The organism is Micromonospora sp. NPDC005686 (genome assembly GCF_042871665.1).
In the GTDB taxonomy this organism is placed as follows: domain Bacteria; phylum Actinomycetota; class Actinomycetes; order Mycobacteriales; family Micromonosporaceae; genus Micromonospora.
The window spans coordinates 259,338-277,456 of record NZ_JBIAIY010000008.1 but is presented as its reverse complement, the minus strand read 5'-3'; the positions used below and the strand labels follow the sequence as shown (position 1 = coordinate 277,456).

At 73.9% G+C, this 18,119-nt stretch carries 19 protein-coding genes; 10 read left to right on the top strand and 9 right to left on the bottom strand.

Annotated features, from left to right (window positions below):
- Positions 1-77 precede the first annotated feature (77 nt).
- The gene (locus ACFYON_RS20220; RefSeq protein WP_354871545.1) at positions 78-1,679 is read right to left on the bottom strand and encodes a tetratricopeptide repeat protein; all 1,602 of its coding nucleotides are present in this window, start codon (positions 1,677-1,679) and stop codon (positions 78-80) included.
- A 184-nt stretch (positions 1,680-1,863) separates the two neighbouring features.
- Between ACFYON_RS20220 and ACFYON_RS20215 the strand changes: the two genes are divergently transcribed.
- Together ACFYON_RS20215 and ACFYON_RS20210 are read left to right on the top strand one after the other, a co-directional pair.
- Complete coding sequence (locus ACFYON_RS20215; protein ID WP_354871713.1) at positions 1,864-2,892, top strand: SIS domain-containing protein; 1,029 nt, start codon at positions 1,864-1,866, stop codon at positions 2,890-2,892.
- Positions 2,893-2,917: 25 nt separating this feature from the next.
- Positions 2,918-4,480: a histidine kinase N-terminal domain-containing protein gene (locus ACFYON_RS20210; protein WP_354871543.1), complete on the top strand. Its 1,563-nt coding sequence runs from the start codon at positions 2,918-2,920 to the stop codon at positions 4,478-4,480.
- On the opposite strand, the gene ACFYON_RS20205 is transcribed toward ACFYON_RS20210, so the two are convergent.
- Entirely contained in the window at positions 4,455-6,326 is a 1,872-nt protein-coding gene (locus ACFYON_RS20205) for a glycosyltransferase family 39 protein (protein WP_387189152.1), read from the bottom strand. The genes ACFYON_RS20210 and ACFYON_RS20205 overlap by 26 nt on opposite strands.
- Positions 6,327-6,726: 400 nt before the next feature.
- On the opposite strand from ACFYON_RS20205, the gene ACFYON_RS20200 reads away from it, so the two are divergent.
- The 4 genes from ACFYON_RS20200 to ACFYON_RS20185 are packed head-to-tail and all read left to right on the top strand — an operon-like array spanning position 6,727 to position 10,068.
- Positions 6,727-8,436, top strand: a complete 1,710-nt coding sequence (locus ACFYON_RS20200) for a nitrite/sulfite reductase (protein ID WP_354871541.1) — start codon at positions 6,727-6,729, stop codon at positions 8,434-8,436.
- On the top strand, positions 8,433-8,591 hold the full coding sequence (locus ACFYON_RS20195) for a hypothetical protein (protein ID WP_349880492.1): 159 nt from the start codon (positions 8,433-8,435) through the stop codon (positions 8,589-8,591). Before ACFYON_RS20200 ends, ACFYON_RS20195 begins: the two co-directional genes overlap by 4 nt.
- Positions 8,588-9,337 (top strand): phosphoadenylyl-sulfate reductase, encoded by a 750-nt coding sequence (locus tag ACFYON_RS20190; protein ID WP_354871538.1) that lies wholly within the window; start codon positions 8,588-8,590, stop codon positions 9,335-9,337. Before ACFYON_RS20195 ends, ACFYON_RS20190 begins: the two co-directional genes overlap by 4 nt.
- Positions 9,319-10,068: a sirohydrochlorin chelatase gene (locus ACFYON_RS20185; protein WP_387320980.1), complete on the top strand. Its 750-nt coding sequence runs from the start codon at positions 9,319-9,321 to the stop codon at positions 10,066-10,068. The genes ACFYON_RS20190 and ACFYON_RS20185 overlap by 19 nt, the downstream gene beginning before the upstream one ends.
- 62 nt (positions 10,069-10,130) lie before the next feature.
- Here ACFYON_RS20185 and ACFYON_RS20180 read toward each other — a convergent pair whose 3' ends face one another.
- Positions 10,131-10,388: a WhiB family transcriptional regulator gene (locus ACFYON_RS20180; RefSeq protein WP_013288358.1), complete on the bottom strand. Its 258-nt coding sequence runs from the start codon at positions 10,386-10,388 to the stop codon at positions 10,131-10,133.
- 444 nt (positions 10,389-10,832) lie between these two features.
- On the bottom strand, positions 10,833-11,783 hold the full coding sequence (locus tag ACFYON_RS20175) for a diacylglycerol kinase family protein (RefSeq protein ID WP_354871532.1): 951 nt from the start codon (positions 11,781-11,783) through the stop codon (positions 10,833-10,835).
- Between the two features lie 43 nt (positions 11,784-11,826).
- On the opposite strand from ACFYON_RS20175, the gene ACFYON_RS20170 reads away from it, so the two are divergent.
- A complete protein-coding gene (locus ACFYON_RS20170; protein WP_354871529.1) occupies positions 11,827-12,228 on the top strand; it encodes a hypothetical protein in 402 nt (133 codons plus the stop codon).
- A 55-nt stretch (positions 12,229-12,283) separates the two neighbouring features.
- On the opposite strand, the gene ACFYON_RS20165 is transcribed toward ACFYON_RS20170, so the two are convergent.
- The 3 genes from ACFYON_RS20165 to sodN form a co-directional block, all read right to left on the bottom strand.
- On the bottom strand, positions 12,284-12,691 hold the full coding sequence (locus ACFYON_RS20165) for an ATP-binding protein (RefSeq protein ID WP_354871527.1): 408 nt from the start codon (positions 12,689-12,691) through the stop codon (positions 12,284-12,286).
- Between the two features lie 32 nt (positions 12,692-12,723).
- Positions 12,724-13,179, bottom strand: a complete 456-nt coding sequence (locus tag ACFYON_RS20160) for a GNAT family N-acetyltransferase (protein ID WP_354871708.1) — start codon at positions 13,177-13,179, stop codon at positions 12,724-12,726.
- Between the two features lie 68 nt (positions 13,180-13,247).
- Entirely contained in the window at positions 13,248-13,652 is a 405-nt protein-coding gene (gene sodN / locus ACFYON_RS20155; protein WP_013288353.1) for a superoxide dismutase, Ni, read from the bottom strand.
- A 78-nt stretch (positions 13,653-13,730) separates the two neighbouring features.
- Here sodN and ACFYON_RS20150 point away from each other — a divergent pair, with 78 nt between their 5' ends.
- The 3 genes from ACFYON_RS20150 to ACFYON_RS20140 all read left to right on the top strand — a co-directional run bounded on the left by ACFYON_RS20150 (position 13,731) and on the right by ACFYON_RS20140 (position 16,439).
- Positions 13,731-14,069: a S24 family peptidase gene (locus ACFYON_RS20150; RefSeq protein ID WP_354871523.1), complete on the top strand. Its 339-nt coding sequence runs from the start codon at positions 13,731-13,733 to the stop codon at positions 14,067-14,069.
- 157 nt (positions 14,070-14,226) lie between these two features.
- A complete protein-coding gene (locus ACFYON_RS20145) occupies positions 14,227-15,402 on the top strand; it encodes an NADP-dependent malic enzyme (RefSeq protein ID WP_354871520.1) in 1,176 nt (391 codons plus the stop codon).
- Positions 15,403-15,485: 83 nt separating this feature from the next.
- Entirely contained in the window at positions 15,486-16,439 is a 954-nt protein-coding gene (locus ACFYON_RS20140) for a zinc-binding dehydrogenase (RefSeq protein ID WP_354871518.1), read from the top strand.
- Positions 16,440-16,492: 53 nt separating this feature from the next.
- Here ACFYON_RS20140 and ACFYON_RS20135 read toward each other — a convergent pair whose 3' ends face one another.
- Together ACFYON_RS20135 and ACFYON_RS20130 are read right to left on the bottom strand one after the other, a co-directional pair.
- On the bottom strand, positions 16,493-17,458 hold the full coding sequence (locus ACFYON_RS20135; protein ID WP_354871516.1) for a chlorophyllase: 966 nt from the start codon (positions 17,456-17,458) through the stop codon (positions 16,493-16,495).
- 40 nt (positions 17,459-17,498) lie between these two features.
- A complete protein-coding gene (locus tag ACFYON_RS20130) occupies positions 17,499-18,032 on the bottom strand; it encodes a nucleotidyltransferase domain-containing protein (RefSeq protein WP_354871513.1) in 534 nt (177 codons plus the stop codon).
- Positions 18,033-18,119 lie beyond the last annotated feature (87 nt).

The following is an 18,119-nucleotide window of genomic DNA, read 5'->3' as shown; positions in this document are numbered from 1 at the left end:
CGCGGCCCCGCCGCCCCCGAGGGGGTACGCGGGGCCGTGCCGCGTCTGGCCGCGCCGCGTCTGGCCGCGCCGCGCGGTCAGCCGCGGCGGAACAGGGCGGTGAGGCGTCGCCAGAGACGCCGCAGCGGTCCGCCCTCGGCGTCGGCGATCAGCCCGTCGGCAGTGGCGCGTGCCGCCGGGTCGAGTGCCGGGGTGGCTCGCGCCAGGTACGCCAGCGACACCGCCACCGGGGCACGCCGAGCGGATCCGGCCGCCACCTCGGCGATCCGCCCGGCCACCAGCGTGGCCACGTCGGCCCGCGTGTCCGGGTGCACCCAGGCGGCGGTGACCAGGGCGAACAGTGCCGCGTCGGCGGCCGGGCCGAGATCGCCGACGGCCAGTTCCCGCAGCACCCGACGGCGGGCGGACCGTTCCCACGGCTCGTCGGTGCGGTGGTGCAGCAGGCCGAGGCAGGCCCAGACCTGCGCGCAGCGCGTCCACAGTGCCGGGTCCTGCCCGCCGAGCACCCGGCCCAGCGCGGTCGCCGGCGCCTCCGGCGGGTGTGCCAGAAGGGCGAGCAGGTCGGCGAGGTCCAGTGTGGCCAGCCCGACGGCGGCGTCGTACGCGGCTGGTGGGTGCGGCCACGCCGGGTGCGCGAGCTGCTGGAGCCGCCGTACCGCCTCGGCCGAGGGGGCGGGGCCGTCCGGGGCCGGGGCGTCGTCGCCGGCCGCCGTCACCTGCCCGAGCCAGGGGCGTCCCCGGCAGCACTCGGCGAGATCACCGTGCTCGTGCGTGTCGTCCGGGTGGTCGCGGACGAAGTCGGCGAGCGCCACCAGGTGGTCCACGTTCCCGTCGCGCAGGTAGCGCAGCCGGTGCGCGGTGTGCACCGCGCAGTCGAAGTCCGGATCCTTCGCCAGCGCCCGGTCGACCCAGCCCAGTGCCGCGTCGAGCCGGCCGTGGTCGGCCAGCGTCCCGGCGATGTCCGCGTAGACCGCGAGGTCGTCCGGGTCGAGCGCGACAGCGCGTTCCAGCGCGGCGAGCGCCTCGCCGGTGCGGCCGGCGCTGCGGTACGCGTACCCGAGCCACACCTCGCCGAGTTTGGTGGGCTGTGCGCGTACCCCCCGGGTGGCCCAGGTGACGGCGAGGGTGACCTCGCCGAGACGCCGGGCCAGCGCGGACGCCGCGCCGAGCAGCAGCGGATGGGCCGGATGGACGGTGATCGCGTTGCGGGCCAGCGTGAGGTACGGCTCCAGCGGCTCGCGCAGCCGGCGCGGCGCGGGGTCGGGCGCCGCCGCGCAGACCTGCATGAGGATCCGGGCGGTGCGTTCGGGATCGAGGCGTTCCGGCAGGTCGGCGGCGGTCACCCAGGGTACGGCGGCCCACGGGGCGACGGGCGCGTAGCCGGTGGCGGCGGCGAGCAGGTCGAGCCCTTCGGCGGGGCGGCCGGCGGCGGCGAGCAGGTGCGCGCGGGCCACCACGGCGCCGACGAACGCCTGCTGACCGAGCGGGAAGAGGTCCAGGTCGCCGCCGCTCGCCGCGTTCAGCCGGGCGAGCGTCTCGTGCGCCTCGGGCAGCGTGGGGGAGCGGACCAGCGCGGCGGCCACGTGGTCGGCGGCGTGCCGCAGGTCGCCCTCGTCCAGCGCCAGCCGGGCCAGCGCGAGTTCCTCCTCCGCCGAGAGCGCGGCGTCGTCCTCGGGCACGTCGTCCTCTCGCCGGTCGGGTCGGTCAGCCGGGCAAGCCTAGGGGATCTTCCGTCGATTAGTGATCCACTGCGCACTCCTGTTCGTTGCGTTGATCTAGATCGTCGAAACGTGCAAGACTGAGCATCGAACGCGCGGGAAACGCGCAGAAGGAGGTTCTGGAGTGACGCGAGCAGGGGCCGGTATGGCCGCCGACATCGACGAGCAGCCGGCCGGTTACGAGCGTCTGCTCTCCACCGAGCACGCGGCGGCCGTCGCCGAGGTGGCGGCCGTCGTCGCCGAACGCCGCCCCCGGCACGTGGTCTTCACCGCCCGGGGCACCTCCGACCACGCCGCGCTCTACGCGGCCTACCTGACCGAGATCCGCCTCGGGCTGCCCGCCGGACTGGCCTCACCGAGCGCGATCACCGTCTTCGGCGCCCGGCCCGACCTCTCCGACGCGCTCGTCGTCGGCGTCAGCCAGAGCGGCGGCTCGCCCGACCTGGCCGAGGTGCTGCGGGTCGCCCGCGCCTCCGGCGCGCTCACCCTCGCCGTCACCAACAACCCCGGCTCGCCGCTCGTGGAGACCGCCGAGCTGAGCGTCGACATCGCCGCCGGCCACGAACGCGCGGTCGCCGCCACGAAGACCTACACGGCCGAGCTGCTCGCGCTGCTCATGCTGATCGAGGGCGTACGCGCCGGCGACGGCGTGCTGCCCGCCGAGGAACGCGCCGCCCTGAGCCGCCTGCCCGAGCTGGCCGCGCAGACGCTCGCCGACGACACCCCGGCCCGGCTCGCCCCGCGCTACCGGTTCGCCGCCCAGCTCGTCACCACCGGCCGGGGCTACGCCTACCCGACCGCCCGGGAGGCGGCGCTGAAGCTGATGGAGACCTCGTACCTCCCGGCGCTCGCCTTCTCCGGCGCCGACCTGCTGCACGGCCCGCTCGCCATGACCGACCCGGACGTCCCGGTGCTCGCCGTGGTCGGCTCCGGCCCCGGGGGCACGTCGATGCGCGAGGTGCTGCCCCGGCTCGGCGAGCGCCGCGCCGACGTGGTGGTGGTCGGCTCCGCCGACGTCGGCGAGACCCGGATGGCGGTGCCCGAGGTCGACGAGCGGTACGCGCCGCTGCTCGACATCCTGCCGCTGCAACGGCTCGCGCTGTCCCTGGCGCTGGCCCGGGGCGAGGACCCGGACGCGCCGCGCGGCTTGAAGAAGGTCACGGCGACGATGTGAGGCCCGGCGTGGCACGCTGTGTGGCGTGTCCACCCTCCGTGACCTCGCCGAGGAGCACACCGCGCTCCGTCCGGCCGACATCGACCACCTGCACCGGATCGCCGGCGACTGGCAGTTGCTGTCCGACCTGTCCTTCGCCGACCTGCTGCTCTGGGTGCCGGTGGACGGTGACGGCACGTTCCTCTGCGTGGCCCAGGTCCGTCCCACCACCGCGCCGACCGCCTACCTGGACGACCAGGTCGGGCGCATCGTCGGCGGGGCCGAGGTGGCCCACCTGGAGGTGGCCCACCGCCAGGGACGGATCTGGCGCGAGGGCGACCCGGTCTGGTACGGCGACGTCCCGGCCCGCCACGAGGCGATCCCGGTCCGGCTGCGCACCGGCGACGGTGAGGCCGGCGAGGTGATCGCCGTGGTGGGCCGGGACACCAACCTGTCCACCGCCCGCACCCCCAGCCAGCTCGAACTGAACTACCTCACCACCGCCGACGACCTGGCCCAGATGATCGCCGACGGCACGTTCCCGCCGCCCCGGCACCCGGGCGAGACCACCTCGGCGCCCCGGGTCGGCGACGGCCTGGTGCGGCTCGACGCCAACGGCAAGGTCACCTACGCGAGCCCGAACGCGCAGTCCGCGTACCGCCGCCTCGGCTACGCCTCACATCTCGTCGGGGAGGACCTCGCCAAGCTGCACCGCCGGCTCGCGGGCGATCCTCTGGAAGGCACCGACGCGGGCAACGCCGTGCTCGCCGCGCTGCGCGGTGAGGCGCCACCCCGCCGGGAGATCGACGCCCGTGGCGCCACCATGCTCACCCGGGCGCTGCCGCTGATGCCCGCCGGAGTGCCGATCGGCGCGCTGGTCCTGGTCCGCGACATCACCGAGGTACGCCGCCGCGACCGCGCTCTGATCACCAAGGACGCCACCATCCGGGAGATCCACCACCGGGTGAAGAACAACCTCCAGACCGTCGCCGCGCTGCTGCGCCTCCAGGCCCGCCGGGTGGCCATGCCCGAGGCGCGGGTGGCGCTCGAAGAATCGGTACGCCGGGTCGCCTCGATCGCGCTGGTCCACGAGACGCTCTCCATGTCCAGCGACGAGGCGGTCGAGTTCGACGGCATCGTGGACCGGGTCGCCAGCGCCGCCACCGAGGTCGCCGCCACCGAGGTGAGCGTCGGTATGCGCCGCCGCGGCACCTTCGGCGTACTGCCCGCCGAGATCGCCACCTCGCTGGTGATGGTGCTCAACGAGTTGCTGCTCAACGCCGTCGAGCACGGCTTCCCGCCGGCAGACGAGGACGCCGGGCCCGCACCCGCGGACGCGCCCCGGCCCGAGGTGGTGGTCTCCACGCACCGGGCCCGCAAGCAACTGCACGTCGCGGTCACCGACAACGGCCGGGGACTGCCCGAGCAGTTCGACGCCGAGCGCGGCGGAAACCTGGGTCTCCAGATCGTCCGGGCGCTGGTGACCGGCGAGCTGCGCGGCACCATCGCGCTGCGCAACGGCGCCGACGGCGGCACCGAGGCGACCATCGTCGTACCGCTGGCCCGCGGCACCACCGACCGCCTCACCGGACGAGCAGGGCCACCGTGATCCCCGGGCGCGGCCACACCTGCCGCACCGTGTAGCCCGCGCGCAGCGCGTCGCCCTTCGCGCCCGGCACCGCCGCCAGCGGGTCCGCGCGCCGGCCGGTGACCACCAGCCAGACCCGGTCCACCCCGGCCAGGCAGCGCGCCGGATCGTCGCACTCCACGGCCCAGAGGCTCGCGTTCCGACGCTGGTCGCGGACCACGAGCACGTCGCGCGGCAACCTCGACCCCAGGTGGTACGCCATGCCCAGATCGGGGAACAGCCAGCCGTTGCGGGACGCGTAGACGATCGCGTCGCCCGGCCGCTGCTCGGCGCGGACGACCCCGGCGGCGCCCGCGTAGTCGACCGGTGCGCCGCGCGGCCACTCGTGGGTGCGGCGCAGGGCCGCCTGATCGGGCAGCCCGAGCAGCCCGGCCAGGACCACCACCGCGATTCCCGCCGCGATCCGTACGCGTGGCGACGTCGGCCCTTGCTCTGCTTCCCTGGGCGCGGCAGTGCGGCCGGCTGCGGCGGGTGTCGCCGTGCGCTCGGGTTTGGCGGGCGTCGCTGTTCCCGGTGTCCGGGCCGGCGCGGGAGTGACCCGCGCGGCAGCCAGCGCGGCGCCGGCCAGCACGCAGGCGAACGGCACGGTGAAGACGAGGTAGCGAGTCACCCAGAGCGGCACCGTCGTTCCGGCGGCGAAGACCAGCACCACCGGCAGCAGCACAGCGGCGGTGGGCAGCAGCGCCCGGCGACCCAGCCGGGCCGCGCCGAGCGCCGCGAGCGCGAGCACGAACCCGCCGACGACGCCGCTCTGCGACAGCGCGCCCGGTAGTGCCGCCAGGTCGGGCAGCCGCGCCGGGTCCACCCAGTCGAGCTGTCGACCGCGCTGCCCCCGGGCGACCAGCGCCAGCGGGGTGACGAGCACGACGACCGGCACCAGCGCCAGCAACCACCCGGCCAGCACCCGTCGGCCGGGCGCCGACGCCTCCCGAGCCTCGCCGGTCACGTCCTGCGGTTCCGCTTCCGGCGCGTCCGTGCCGTGCTCCCTTCTCCCGGGATGCGGTGACACCCGTGGCGTTCCACCGGCGCTCGATCTCGTGGCTGGGTGGAACGCTGTGGGTGTCTGCGGGGCGCCGTGACACCCGTGGCGTTCCACCGGCGCTCGATCTCGTGGCTGGGTGGAACGCCGTGGGTGTCTGCGGCGTGGCCGGCTCGCGTCGGGCATCTCGGCTCGGAACTGGCCGGGCGGATCGACGACCGCCGCGGGGCCACGTGCGGCGGTCAGCAGCACCACCACGGCGTGGGCGGCGAGCAGCGTGAGCGCGAGCAGGTGGAACAGGCCGAGCGCGGCGACCGCTGCGGCGTACCCCGCCCAGCGCCACCGCCCTCCTCGGCGCAGCGCCTCGACCAGCAGCAGCGTGGCCAGCACGGCGAGCAGGGTCGCGAGGGCGTACGGGCGGGCCTCCTGCCCGTACCGGGAGGTGACCGGCAGGACCGCGAACAGCAGTCCGGCCAGCAGCCCGGCGCGGCGGCCGACGAGCACCGCGCCGAGGCGGGCGGTGAGCGCGGCGGCCACTGCCATGGCCAGCGCCGACGGCAGCCGCAGTGCCGTCGGCGATGTGCCGGCAATCGCCGTCCAGGCATGCATGAGCAGGTAGTACGGCCCGGTGGCGGCGTCGATGGTGCGGGTCATCCGGGCCAGGTCGGAAAGCGGGCGGGTGGCCGCGCTCCAGGTGGCCAGCTCGTCCCGCCAGGGTTGGGCGTGCCCGATCCCGGCCAGCGTCACCACGAGCGTGAGCAGCCCCGGCACCACCCACACCGCCCAGCCGGGAAGGGCGCGAACAGACGCGGGCGGGAACCTTCTCACCCCCGTAGCGTCACACGCCCGCTCCCGCTCACCCGCCCGCTCCACCATTTCCCAATCAACGGTGCGGGGGCAGGGAGGGCGGGAGGGGGAAAGGTGTGAGTCGATCTCGGGGGGCCCGTGATGTGGGATCACAGTGCGGAGCTGTGGTCGCGCGGGGTGTGGTGTGGCAGCATGAGGCACATGACCGCCGCTGTCGTCCGCCGCTTCGTGGCTCGCCGCCACGTCGATTACGGCCGCGTGCGCAGCGCGATCTGTCCGGCCCACTGACGACGCCCGACCCTTCCGTCTCGGGCGCGTACTCGCGCCGGCCGTCAATCGACATCGCCGTCCACGGCCCTCTCCCGGGCCGGCCGCCGCGTCCGCGCTCGCAGCACCGCAGCAAGCAATGGAGGACGCCGCGATGGCGGTCAGCAGCACCCCGACCCGTCCCGACAGCCCGGCGCCTGCCGCCCGTGCGCCCCGCCGGCCACGCGGCGAGGGGCAGTGGGCGCTCGGGCACCGTGAGCCGCTCAACCCCAACGAGCGGATCAAGAAGGACGACGACCCGCTGAACGTGCGGGACCGGATCGAGAACATCTACGCCCACCGGGGTTTCGCCTCGATCGACCCGCAGGACCTGCGCGGCCGGTTCCGCTGGTGGGGCCTCTACACCCAGCGCAAGGCCGGCATCGACGGCGGGCGGACCGCGGTGCTGGAGCCGCACGAGCTGGAGGACGAGTTCTTCATGCTCCGGGTCCGGGTGGACGGCGGCCAGCTCAACCTGGCCCAGCTCCGGGTGATCGCGGACATCTCCCGCGAGTTCGCCCGGGACACCGCCGACATCACCGACCGGCAGAACATCCAGTACCACTGGATCCGGGTCGAGGACATGCCGGAGATCTGGCGCCGGCTGGAGGCGGTCGGCCTGCAGACCACCGAGGCGTGCGGCGACTGCCCCCGGATCGTGCTGGGCAGCCCGGTCGCCGGTGTGGCCCGGGACGAGGTGCTCGACCCGACCCCGGCGATCGACGAGATCGTCCGCCGGTACGTCGGCGACAAGGCGTACTCCAACCTGCCCCGCAAGTTCAAGACCTCGATCTCCTGGCTGGTCGACACGCCGTACGAGGCGAACGACATCTCCTTCCTCGGCGTGGAGCACCCGGAGCACGGACCCGGGTTCGACGTATGGGTCGGCGGCGGGCTCTCCACCAACCCGATGCTCGCCAAGCGGCTCGGCGTCTGGGTGCCGCTGCACGAGGTGCCGGACGTCTGGGCCGGTGTGGTCGGCATCTTCCGCGACTACGGCTACCGCCGGCTGCGCAGCCGGGCCCGGCTGAAGTTCCTGGTCGCCGACTGGGGCGTGGAGCGCTTCCGGGAGGTGCTGGAGAAGGAATACCTCGGCCGCGCGCTGCTCGACGGTCCGGCCGCTGACCTGCCGGCCAAGCCGGTCGACCACATCGGCGTGCACCAGCAGAGCGACGGCGCGAACTACGTGGGCGCCGCCCCGGTGGTGGGCCGCGTGTCCGGCACCCAGCTGGCGCAGCTCGCCGACGTGGTCGAGGCGCACGGCAGTGACCGGGTGCGGCTCACCCCGTACCAGAAGCTGCTCGTGCTGGACGTGGCGCCGGAGCGGACCGACTCGCTGGTGGCGGCGCTGCGCGGGATCGGCCTGGAGGCCCGGCCGTCGGCCTGGCGGCGCGGCACGATGGCCTGCACCGGCATCGAGTTCTGCAAGCTCGCCATCGTCGAGACCAAGCGGCGCGGCGAGGAACTGGTCGCGCGCCTGGAGGAGCGGCTGCGCGACTTCGACGCGGACATCTCCATCCACCTCAACGGCTGCCCGAACGCCTGCGCCCGCACCCAGGTCGCTGACATCGGGCTCAAGGGCCAGCTCGTGGTCGGCCCGGACGGCCGGCAGGTCGAGGGCTTCCAGGTGCACCTCGGCGGGGGCCTCGGCATGGCCCAGGGGCAGACCGCCGGCTTCGGCCGCAAGCTGCGCGGTCTGAAGACCACAGCCGATGAGCTTCCGGAGTACGTGGAACGGCTCGCCCGCCGCTACCTGGCCGGCCGGACCGAGGGTGAGACGTTCGCCAACTGGGTGATCAGAGCCGACGAGGAGGAGTTGCGATGAGCGACGCCAGATCTGCGCCTCTCTACTGCCCGTACTGCGGGGAGGAGGACCTGCGACCGCACGAGGCCGGACACGGCGCCTGGGAGTGCCACGCCTGCGCGCGGGTCTTCGCGGTGAAGTTCACCGGTCTGCTGAGCCGGGCGGTGAACCGGTGACCGGCCTCGTCTCCGCCGCCGGCCTCGGCCTGATCGGCCCGGGCGGGCCGGCCCGCCGCGACCCGGAGGAGTTGCGCGCGCTGGCCGAGGAGGCCGGCCGGGAACTGGCGGACGCGTCCGCGCTGGAGATCGCGCGCTGGGCGGTGGAGACGTTCGGTGAGCGGTTCTGCGTGACCAGCTCGATGGCCGACGGCGTGCTGGCGCACCTGGTCTCCCGGGTAGCGCCCGGCGTCGACGTGGTGTTCCTGGACACCGGGCTGCACTTCCCGGAGACGCTGCGGGTCCGCGACGAGGTGGCCCGGCGGATGCCGGTGCGGGTGCGCTCGATCCGGCCCCGGATGACTGTGGGCCAGCAGGACGGCCAGTACGGTCCGCGTCTGTTCAACAGGTCCCCGGACGACTGCTGCCAACTGCGCAAGGTGGAGCCGCTGGAGCGGGCGCTGTCCGGTTACGACGCCTGGGCCGCCGGGCTGCGCCGGGACGAGTCGCCGACCCGGGCGAACACGCCCGTGGTGGCCTTCGACGCGCGGCGCGGCAAGGTCAAGGTGAACCCGATCGCGGCCTGGACGCAGCGGGAGGTGGACGCCTACGTGGCCCGGTACGACATCCCGGTGAACGAGCTGTTCGCCCGCGGCTACGGCTCGATCGGCTGCTGGCCGTGCACGCGGCGGACCAGGGCGGGGGAGGACGCGCGCGCGGGGCGCTGGGCGATGTTCGAGAAGACCGAGTGCGGCCTGCACACCTGAGCGCGGGGCCACCGGTGGTGCTGGTGGCCCACGGCAGCCGTGACCCGCGAGCGGCCGAGGCGACCCGGGCGCTGGCCCGGGCCGTGGCGGCCACCTGGCCGGGCCGCCCGGTGCTGCCGAGCTGGCTCGACCACACCGATCCCGGGCCGGCCGAGGTGCTGCGCGGGCTGGCCGCCGCCGGTCACTCCCGGGCGGTCCTGGTGCCGCTGCTGCTGACCGCCGCGTACCACCGGAAGGTGGACATCCCGGCGGCGGTCGCGGAGGTCGGCGCGGACATCGAGGTACGGGTGACCGACGTGCTGGGGCCGACCGGCGACGGGGTGGACGGCGGGCTGCTGGACGGACTGCGCCGCCGCCTGGCGGAGGCGACCGGCGACGGGCCGGGCGGGCTGGACGCGGTGGTGCTGGCGGCGGCGGGTACCCGGGATCCGGCGGCGCGATCCTCCGTGGGCCGGGTCGCCGCGGCGTTCGGTGCCGGGCTGGGTGTGCCCTGCCGCGTCTCGTACGCCTCGGCGGCACCCCCGGAGGTCGGCGGCGCGGTGGCGCGCCTGCGCGCGGCGGGCGCCCGCCGGGTCGCGGTGGCCGCCTACTTCCTGGCCCCGGGCCGGTTCCACGACGGGGTACGCGCGGCGGCCCGGTCAGCCGGCGCGGTGGCGGTGGCGGATCCGCTGACCGACCTGCCGGAGCTGGCCGACCTGGTCCGGCGGCGGGTGGACGCGGTGCCGGGCTGACCGGTCCGGAAACAGCAGAACGCCCCGGCCGGAATCCCGGCCGGGGCGTCAGCGTGTACGGGTCAGGCGGAGTGAGCGCGCAGCACCCGGAGACCGCCGCGGCGCTTCACCGCGCGACGCTCCTCCTCGCTCATCCCACCCCAGACACCGGCGTCCTGACCGGACTCCAGCGCCCACTGCAGGCACTGGTCGGTCACGGGGCAGCGCCGGCAGACGGCCTTCGCCTGCTCCACCTGCAGGAGGGCCGGACCGGACGTCCCGATCGGGAAGAACAGCTCCGGGTCCTCGTCGCGGCAGACCGAATCGTGGCGCCAGTCCATGGCGGCAACACTCCTCATTCTTGGTGGCTGGTCAATAACGCTTCGTTGCTATTCCTATATGCGTCCGCATTGCCGAATGGTGACGGTCAGCATCCATCAATTCGGCGCAGCGTGAGCAGGCTGTGGGGTGCCGGACCTGTTGGAACAGCTCAACCGAACGAGCATATCCAGGCAATGTCCCGGCAACACGAGTTCGCTTGTGAATACTTTCACGAACGACAGCGATGTCAAGGGTGACGCTCGGAAAAACTCCGAACAGTGAGCGGGCTCACCACCCATTTGTCCGGGTTTGCCAGTGCCCTGGTTACCCGGCGTGCCACAGTCGATAATCAATGTAGTACGTTCCGCGTGACGTTGCTGACATTTCCGGCACCTTCCTCGGCGTGGCGGCCACCGCACCCGCGCGGCGGGGGGTCCGCGTCAACCGACAGGGATACCCGAGGCCTAGCAGATTACTCTCAGTGCGGCCGGAACGGACGTGAACCGGACTTTCTCCCGCTCGCCGAGATAGTCCCCGTCCAGCTGGAACGACAACGGGCGCTCCGAGACGAGCGTGAACTCCGCCACGTCGTGCAGCCGCAGCACCTGCTTACCGTGCGGATCCGGTCGCTTCGAGAAGAACTGGGTCGCCGTACGGGCCGTGCTGGCCACCCGCAGCCGCCGCAGCGCGAGCACGTCGAGCCCCAGGTCGAAGGACGCCTCCGGGTTCGGATTGATCTCCCGGTCGCCCAGGTACGTCCACGGCGCGGTGTTCTGGATGATCGCGGTGGCCAGCCCCGTGGCGGGCGCCTCACCCGGGCGCTCCAGCGTGATCGACGGGTGGCGGCGGTCCGAGCCGACGAAGTACTGACTCGCGGTGGAGCGGAAGTAGAGCGCCGGTGTGGAGACGCGACCCCGCTTGCGGGCCTGTTCCACCCGGCGGATGACCGCCGCGTCCAGCCCGAAGCCGGCGCAGAACGTGAAGTAGCGGTCGTCCGCCCGGCCCAGCCCGATCGTGCGGGAGCGGCCCAGCCGCAGCCCTTCCAGGATCATGCTGGTGCCGTCGGGCCACTCCCGGGGCAGCCCGAGCGCGCGGGCGAAGACGTTCGTCGAACCGCCCGGCACGGTGGCCAGCGCGGGCAGCCGCTCGGCCGAGGTCTGCCCGGTACGGAACGTCGGCGGCTCCGCCGCCATCAGGCCGTTCACCACCTCGTTGACGGTGCCGTCACCGCCGAGCGTGACGACCAGGTCGACGCCCTCCTGGGCGGCCTCCCGGGCGAGATCCGTGGCGTGGCCCCGTCGGCGGGTGTAGCGCACCGACAGGTCGACTTCACTGCGCAACGCCCGGACCAGCACGTCCCGGCTGCGCTCGCTGGTGGTGGTGGCCTTCGGATTGACCACCAGGACGGCCCGCATGGGCGGCACAATACCGCGCCTACCCACCGGTATCGTGGCGGCCGTGACGATCGACTCCGACCCGCTCCCCGGCACGCTGCGCGCGGCGGTGCTCCTGCTACGTGCCCAGGCGGTGGCGCTGGGGCTGATCGCGGTGTGGCTCATCTGGTCCGACCTCACCGCCGAGACGACGGATCTGACCTCGGCGCTGCTGGTGACCGTCTTCGCCGTCGGCGGCGCGGTGGCGCTCTGGGCGCTCGGCGGCGCGCTGTCCCGCCGCCGGGCCGGAGCCCGCGCACCGGCCATCGTGCTCCAGCTCATGCTGCTGCCGGTCGGCTGGTTCATGATCGAGGGCGGGATGGGCTGGCTCGGGGTGCCGTTGATCGCGCTCGGGATCGGCATGGTCGGGCTGCTGGTGAGCGGTCCGACCAACCGCGCGCTGGGCTTCGGCGAGCCGGCCCGCTGAACGCGATCCGCCTCGGTCCGGCCCCTGTCGGCAGGCGAGGACCGGGCCGAGCCGGTCAGTAGCCGCCGGCGCGGCGGGTCAGCAGCGAGATGGTGGCCCGGCCGCCGGACGCGTGGGCGTTCGCCCCGGTGGTCAGTGCCGTCAGCACCTTCCACGCGAACGACGACTCGGACGGGAGCGTGGCGCCCCGGACCGTCGGCACCGTCACCTCGACGGCGAGCGCGTCCTCGGTGACCGCGAACCGGCACTCCAACTCGGCGTCGCGGGTGGCGATGGCGAGCAGCATGGCGCACGCCTCGTCGACGGCGATACGCAGATCCTCGATCTCGTCCAGGGCGAACTGGAGCCGGGCCGCGAGGCCGGCCGTGGCGGTGCGGAGCACGCCGAGGTAACCACCGTCGGCGGGCACGGTGAGATGGACGACGTCGTCGTCGGTCGTCGGGTGCCCGGTCAGTTGAGTCACGGCTCCTCCCCCCGGAGCGGAACTCTACCCGGTCAGGGGGCGGGCCGCGTGGGCGCGGCCGTCGCGTGCGTGGCGAGCTCGCGCAACGCCGGCCCGGCCAGGCGGTACGGGGTCCACTCGTCCATCGGCGTGGCGCCGATCGCGGCGTAGAAACGGGCCGCCGGGTTCCAGTGGATCATCCACCACTCCAGCCGCTGGTAGCCGCGCTCGACGCATATCGCGGCGAGCGTGGCGAGCAGCATCCGGCCCGCGCCGGTGCCTCGGGCGGCCGGGCGGACGTAGAGGTCCTCCAGGTAGATGCCGTGCACGCCGGCCCAGGTGGAGAAGTTGAGGAACCAGAGCGCGAAACCGACCGGCCGGCCGGACGCGTCGACGGCGACGTGGCCGTACAGCGCCGGGGAGGGGCCGAACAGGGCCGCGTCGAGCTGCTCGGAGGTGAGGTGGCACTGCTCGGGGGCGCGCTCGTACTCGGCGAGTTCGTGCACCATGACGACGACGGCCGGTACGTCCTCGGGACGTACCGGCCGGATCGTCGGAGTGCCGTCGGGCGACGACGTCACGCCTGCTTGGTCTCCCAGAAGATCTTCGAGATCTCGTCGATCTTCGCCAGCAGCTCGTCGGCCTTCGCCGGGTCGGTGCCACCCTTGGCGCCGGCTGCGCCGGCCAGCTTGGTGGCCTCGTTGAACAGCTGGTGCAGGTGCGGGTACTTCTCGAAGTGCGGCGCCTTGAAGTAGTCGGTCCAGAGCACCCACAGGTGGTGCTTGACCAGCTCCGCACGCTGCTCCTTGATCAGGATGGCGCGGGTACGGAACTCCGGGTCGGTGTTGGCCTGGTACTTCTCGCAGATCATTTTGACCGACTCGGCCTCGATCCGGGCCTGGGCCGGGTCGTATACGCCGCAGGGCAGGTCGCAGTGAGCGCTGGCCGTCACCCGGGGCGTGAGGATGCGGGGAAGGCGCATCAGGGTCCTCCATGGGTTGTTTGCGATGATCCAAGACGACATTACTCCTGGAGACGCCTTCCGGGGCTGGGAGGTGACATGACGCCCACCGGTGAACCTCCGGCTCTGCGCGGCCCGCTGGTGCCGGTGCTGGTGACCGGCCCGTCCATGTCCCCGACCCTGCGTCACGGCGACGCGGTGCTGGTCCGCACCGGAGGCCGGCCGGTACGCCCCGGGGACGTCGTCGTCGCGGTGTTCCGCAGCCGTCCCGACCTGCTCGTCGTCAAGCGGGCGGTGGAACCCCGCGACGGCGGATGGTGGTTGCGCGGCGACAACGAGTTCGTCACCGACGACTCCCGGGCGTACGGCGTGGCCGACGTCCGGGGCCGGGTGGTGGCACGCTGGTGGCCGCGTCCGGGACGGGTCAGGGGACGGTGACGACCGGAGCGGATATGACCCCGCTCACATACTGGGTGCCGAAGCGTGACTATGCTCGAAAAGTGCCCGGGTGACCCCCGCACCGCCGCGCCGACGGTCGCTGACCAGCGCTGACCACGCCGGCCGGTCCGTCTGCTCGACAGATCCTGGAGTCACCATGTCTTCGTCCACCCCGGACCCCGCCGATCCCGTCTTCCGCCTGCACGTGGGCGGCAAGATGGCAGTCGCCTCCACCGTGCCGCTGACCAGCCGCGAGGACCTCTCCCTCGCGTACACCCCGGGTGTCGCCCGGGTGTGTGAGGCGATCGCCGCCGACCCCGCGCTCGTCGACACCTACACCTGGGTGTCGCACACCGTCGCCGTGGTCACCGACGGCTCCGCCGTACTCGGTCTGGGCAACATCGGCCCGCGCGCCGCGATGCCCGTGATGGAGGGCAAGGCGGTGCTGTTCAAGCAGTTCGGCGGCGTGGACGCGGTGCCGGTCTGCCTGGACACCCAGGACGTGGACGAGATCGTCGCGACGGTCAAGGCGCTCGCGCCCTCGTTCGGCGGCATCAATCTGGAGGACATCAGCGCCCCGCGCTGCTTCGAGGTGGAGCGCCGGCTCGACGAGGCGCTGGACATCCCGGTCTTCCACGACGACCAGCACGGCACCGCGATCGTGGTGCTCGCCGCGCTGCGCAACGCCGCGACGCTGCTCAACCGCAAGCTCGGCGACCTGCGGGTGGCGGTCAGCGGCGCGGGCGCGGCCGGGGTGGCGGTCACCAAGATGCTGATCGCCGGTGGCGTCGACCCGGACCGGGTGGTGGTGTGCGACTCGCGCGGCATCATCGGCCGGCACCGCGAGCTGACCGGCACCAAGGCCGAGCTGGCCGAGATCACCAACGCCGAGGGCCGGCAGGGCGACATCACCGAGGCGCTGCGCGACGCGGACGTGCTCGTGGGCGTCTCCGGCGGCCAGATCCCGGAGGCGGCGGTGGCCGGCATGGCCCCCGGCGGCATCGTGTTCGCGCTGGCCAACCCCACCCCCGAGGTGCACCCCGAGGTGGCCGCCCGGCACGTGGCGGTTGTCGCCACCGGGCGCAGCGACTACCCGAACCAGATCAACAACGTGCTCGCGTTCCCCGGCGTCTTCCGGGGCGCGCTGGACGCCGGGGCCACCCGGATCACCGACTCGATGAAGGTGGCCGCCGCCGACGCCATCGCCGGCGTGGTGGCCGAGTCGCTGACCGCCGACGCGATCGTGCCCTCGCCGCTGGACCCGCGAGTCGCCCCGGCGGTCGCCGAGGCGGTCGCGGAGGCCGCCCGCCGCGACGGGGTCGCCCGCCGCTGAGAGGTAGGGAAGGGCCCTTCTCCACGCCTCCGGCGGCGGAAGGGCCCTTCTTAACTGCTGCTCAGCTTGTTACCGTGCCGATCATGCGTGCTGCCTTCGCCTCGGCCTTCGACCCCGACAACCCGCTCGCCGCGCTCGCCGTCGGCGACCGCCCCGAGCCGACCCACCAGCAGGACGACTGGGTCACCGTGCGGGTCCGGGCCAGCTCGCTGAACCACCACGACCTCTGGTCGCTGCGCGGCGTGGGCCTGACGGCCGACCAGCTTCCGATGATCCTCGGCTGCGACGCGGTCGGCACCGACCCGGACGGAAACGAGGTGGTCATCTACCCGGTCGTGCCCACCCCGGGTGACCCGCGCGGGGTCTCCATCCTCTCCGAGCACTACCAGGGCACGTTCGCCGAGCTTGTCGCCGTACCCCGGATGAACCTGCTGCCGCTGCCCGACGGCCTGTCGGCGACCGACGCGGCGTGCCTGCCCACGGCCTGGCTCACCGCCTGGCGGATGCTGACCACCAAGGGCCGGGTCGCCGACGGCGAGTCGGTGCTGGTCCAGGGCGCCGGCGGTGGCGTGGCCACCGCGGCGGTCGCGCTCGGCGTCGCGCTCGGCAAGCGGGTGTACGCGACCAGCCGCGACGCGGCCAAGCGGGAGCGGATCACCGAGCTGGGCGCGACCGCGCTGGAGCCCGGCGCGCGGCTGCCGGAACGGGTCGACGTGGTGGTCGAGACGGTCGGCGCGGCCACCTTCGACCACTCGCTGAAGTCGGCCGCCCCGATGGCCCGGATCGTGGTCTCCGGCGCCACCGCCGGGCACGAGCCGAAGGTCAACCTGCGCCGGGTCTTCGCCATGCAGCTGGAGATCCTCGGCACCTCGATGGGCACGCCGGGCGAGCTGACCGAGCTGCTCGCCTTCTGCGCGGAGCACGAGGTGCGCCCGGTGGTCGACCGGGTGGTGCCGTTCAGCGAGATCTCCGAGGCGTTCGCCCGGCTGCACTCCGGCGACGTCTTCGGCAAGGTGGTCGTCGACCACACCGCCTGAGGTGGACCGCTTGTGAGGGAGGGCCGCTTCTCTACGGAGTAAGGGGCCCTTCCTCACAGGCGGTCGTCGAGGGTGGCCAGGCCGCCCCGGGTCGCGTCGGCGGGCAGGCGCTTCTTCGCCGCCGGGTCGCCGTAGAGCGTCCAGCGGAGGAACTCGACAGTGGTGTCGGCGACCACGCCGATCGCCTTGCCGTCGCCGAGCAGTGCCCGGCCGTGGTCACCCTTGGGCAGGCTGAGCATCGCCTTCGGCCACGGCACCGCGTCGTACACGGCCTTGCCCGCCGCGTACGACACCACCTCGTCGGCCTCGCCGTGCACGAACAACTGCGGCGCGGCGGCGCCGGCGAACGCGGTGCCCACGCCGAGGGCGGTGCCGGCGAAGACGATGCCCGCGTCCAGTCGCTCGTCCCGGCTCGCGGTGAACAACCCGATAGTGGTCACGCCGCCGGCGCTGTGCCCGGTCGCGGCCACCCGCTCCGGGTCCAGCCGGCCGCGCAGCGGGTCGCCCGCCTTCTCACCGAGCGCGAGCACCCGGGTCAGCACGTACGACACGTCGGCCGGCTGGTTGAGCACGTCCAGCGGGTTTCCGTCGCCGCCCCGCGAGGTGTGCGGGAAACGTGGCGCGGCGACCACGAAACCGGCAGCCACCCAGCGGGTCAGCAGCGCCTGGTAGTCCTCCGGCCGGGCACCCAGCCCGTGGCTGAACAGCACCACCGGGAACTTCCCGTCCGCTGCCGGGGCGGAGCGCTCGACCGCGCCACCGGCGGCGCCCGCCGCCGGGTACCAGAGCGTCACCGGCAGCGGCCGGTCGCCGTCGCGGTTCAGCTTCACCTGGCGTACGCCGACCGCGAAGCGCTCCGCGGGCGCCTTGCCGGCGGGCACCTGCGGGGCGGCTGAGCTCGTCGTCGGCGGGGTGTCGGGAGTGGGCCGCTCGGCGGGGGTGGCCGGCCGCTCCGAGCAGCCGGTGAGGGCGGCGGAGAGCAGAGCGGCGGTGACGAGGGCGGCGGGACGACGGCGCATGGACTCGATTGTGCCTCGCGATCCCGGCCACCAGTCCCGGTCAGCGCAGCGGGTGACCGCCCGTTGACGCCCGGAGACGGGCCAGGTCGGCGGCGTCCTTGGCCCGGCGGGGGCGCTCCGGCATCCAGACCGGGAACATCTCCTTGAACTCGATCTGAGCGGCAGCGCTGATCACCGGCGCCGACAGCGCGCCGATCCGCCCGGGCGGGCCGCCCAGCATCCCGTCGGGCAGGGGGGTGCCGGCCCACGGTCCGGCGCCGACGACGACCCGGCCGTCCGCGTCCAGGTCCAGGTACGCGAAGCTCAGCTCGACGTCGCCGCGGAGCAGGTCGAGCTGTGTGGCCGGCGGCATGCGGGGGTCGGGCCGCCAGCCGAGCGCGCCGAGCCGGTCGGCCAGCGGTTCGGCGTCGCGCCGCCAGCAGTACCAGTCGACGTCGACGTGCGGCCGGGTCACCTCGCCGAGGTGCAAGTCCATCGCCCAGCCGCCGCGCAGCCACACCTCGATCCCACCGGCGCGGCTGACGCCGACGACCTCCCGGATCGCGCCCAGTTGCCGCCCCTCCAACCCGTCCACCCCGCGCACGCTACCGGTCGCTCTCCCCCTCCCGCCCACACCCGGTCGATCAATGGGTTGGCGGCGCCGGATGTCCGGATTGTCCCA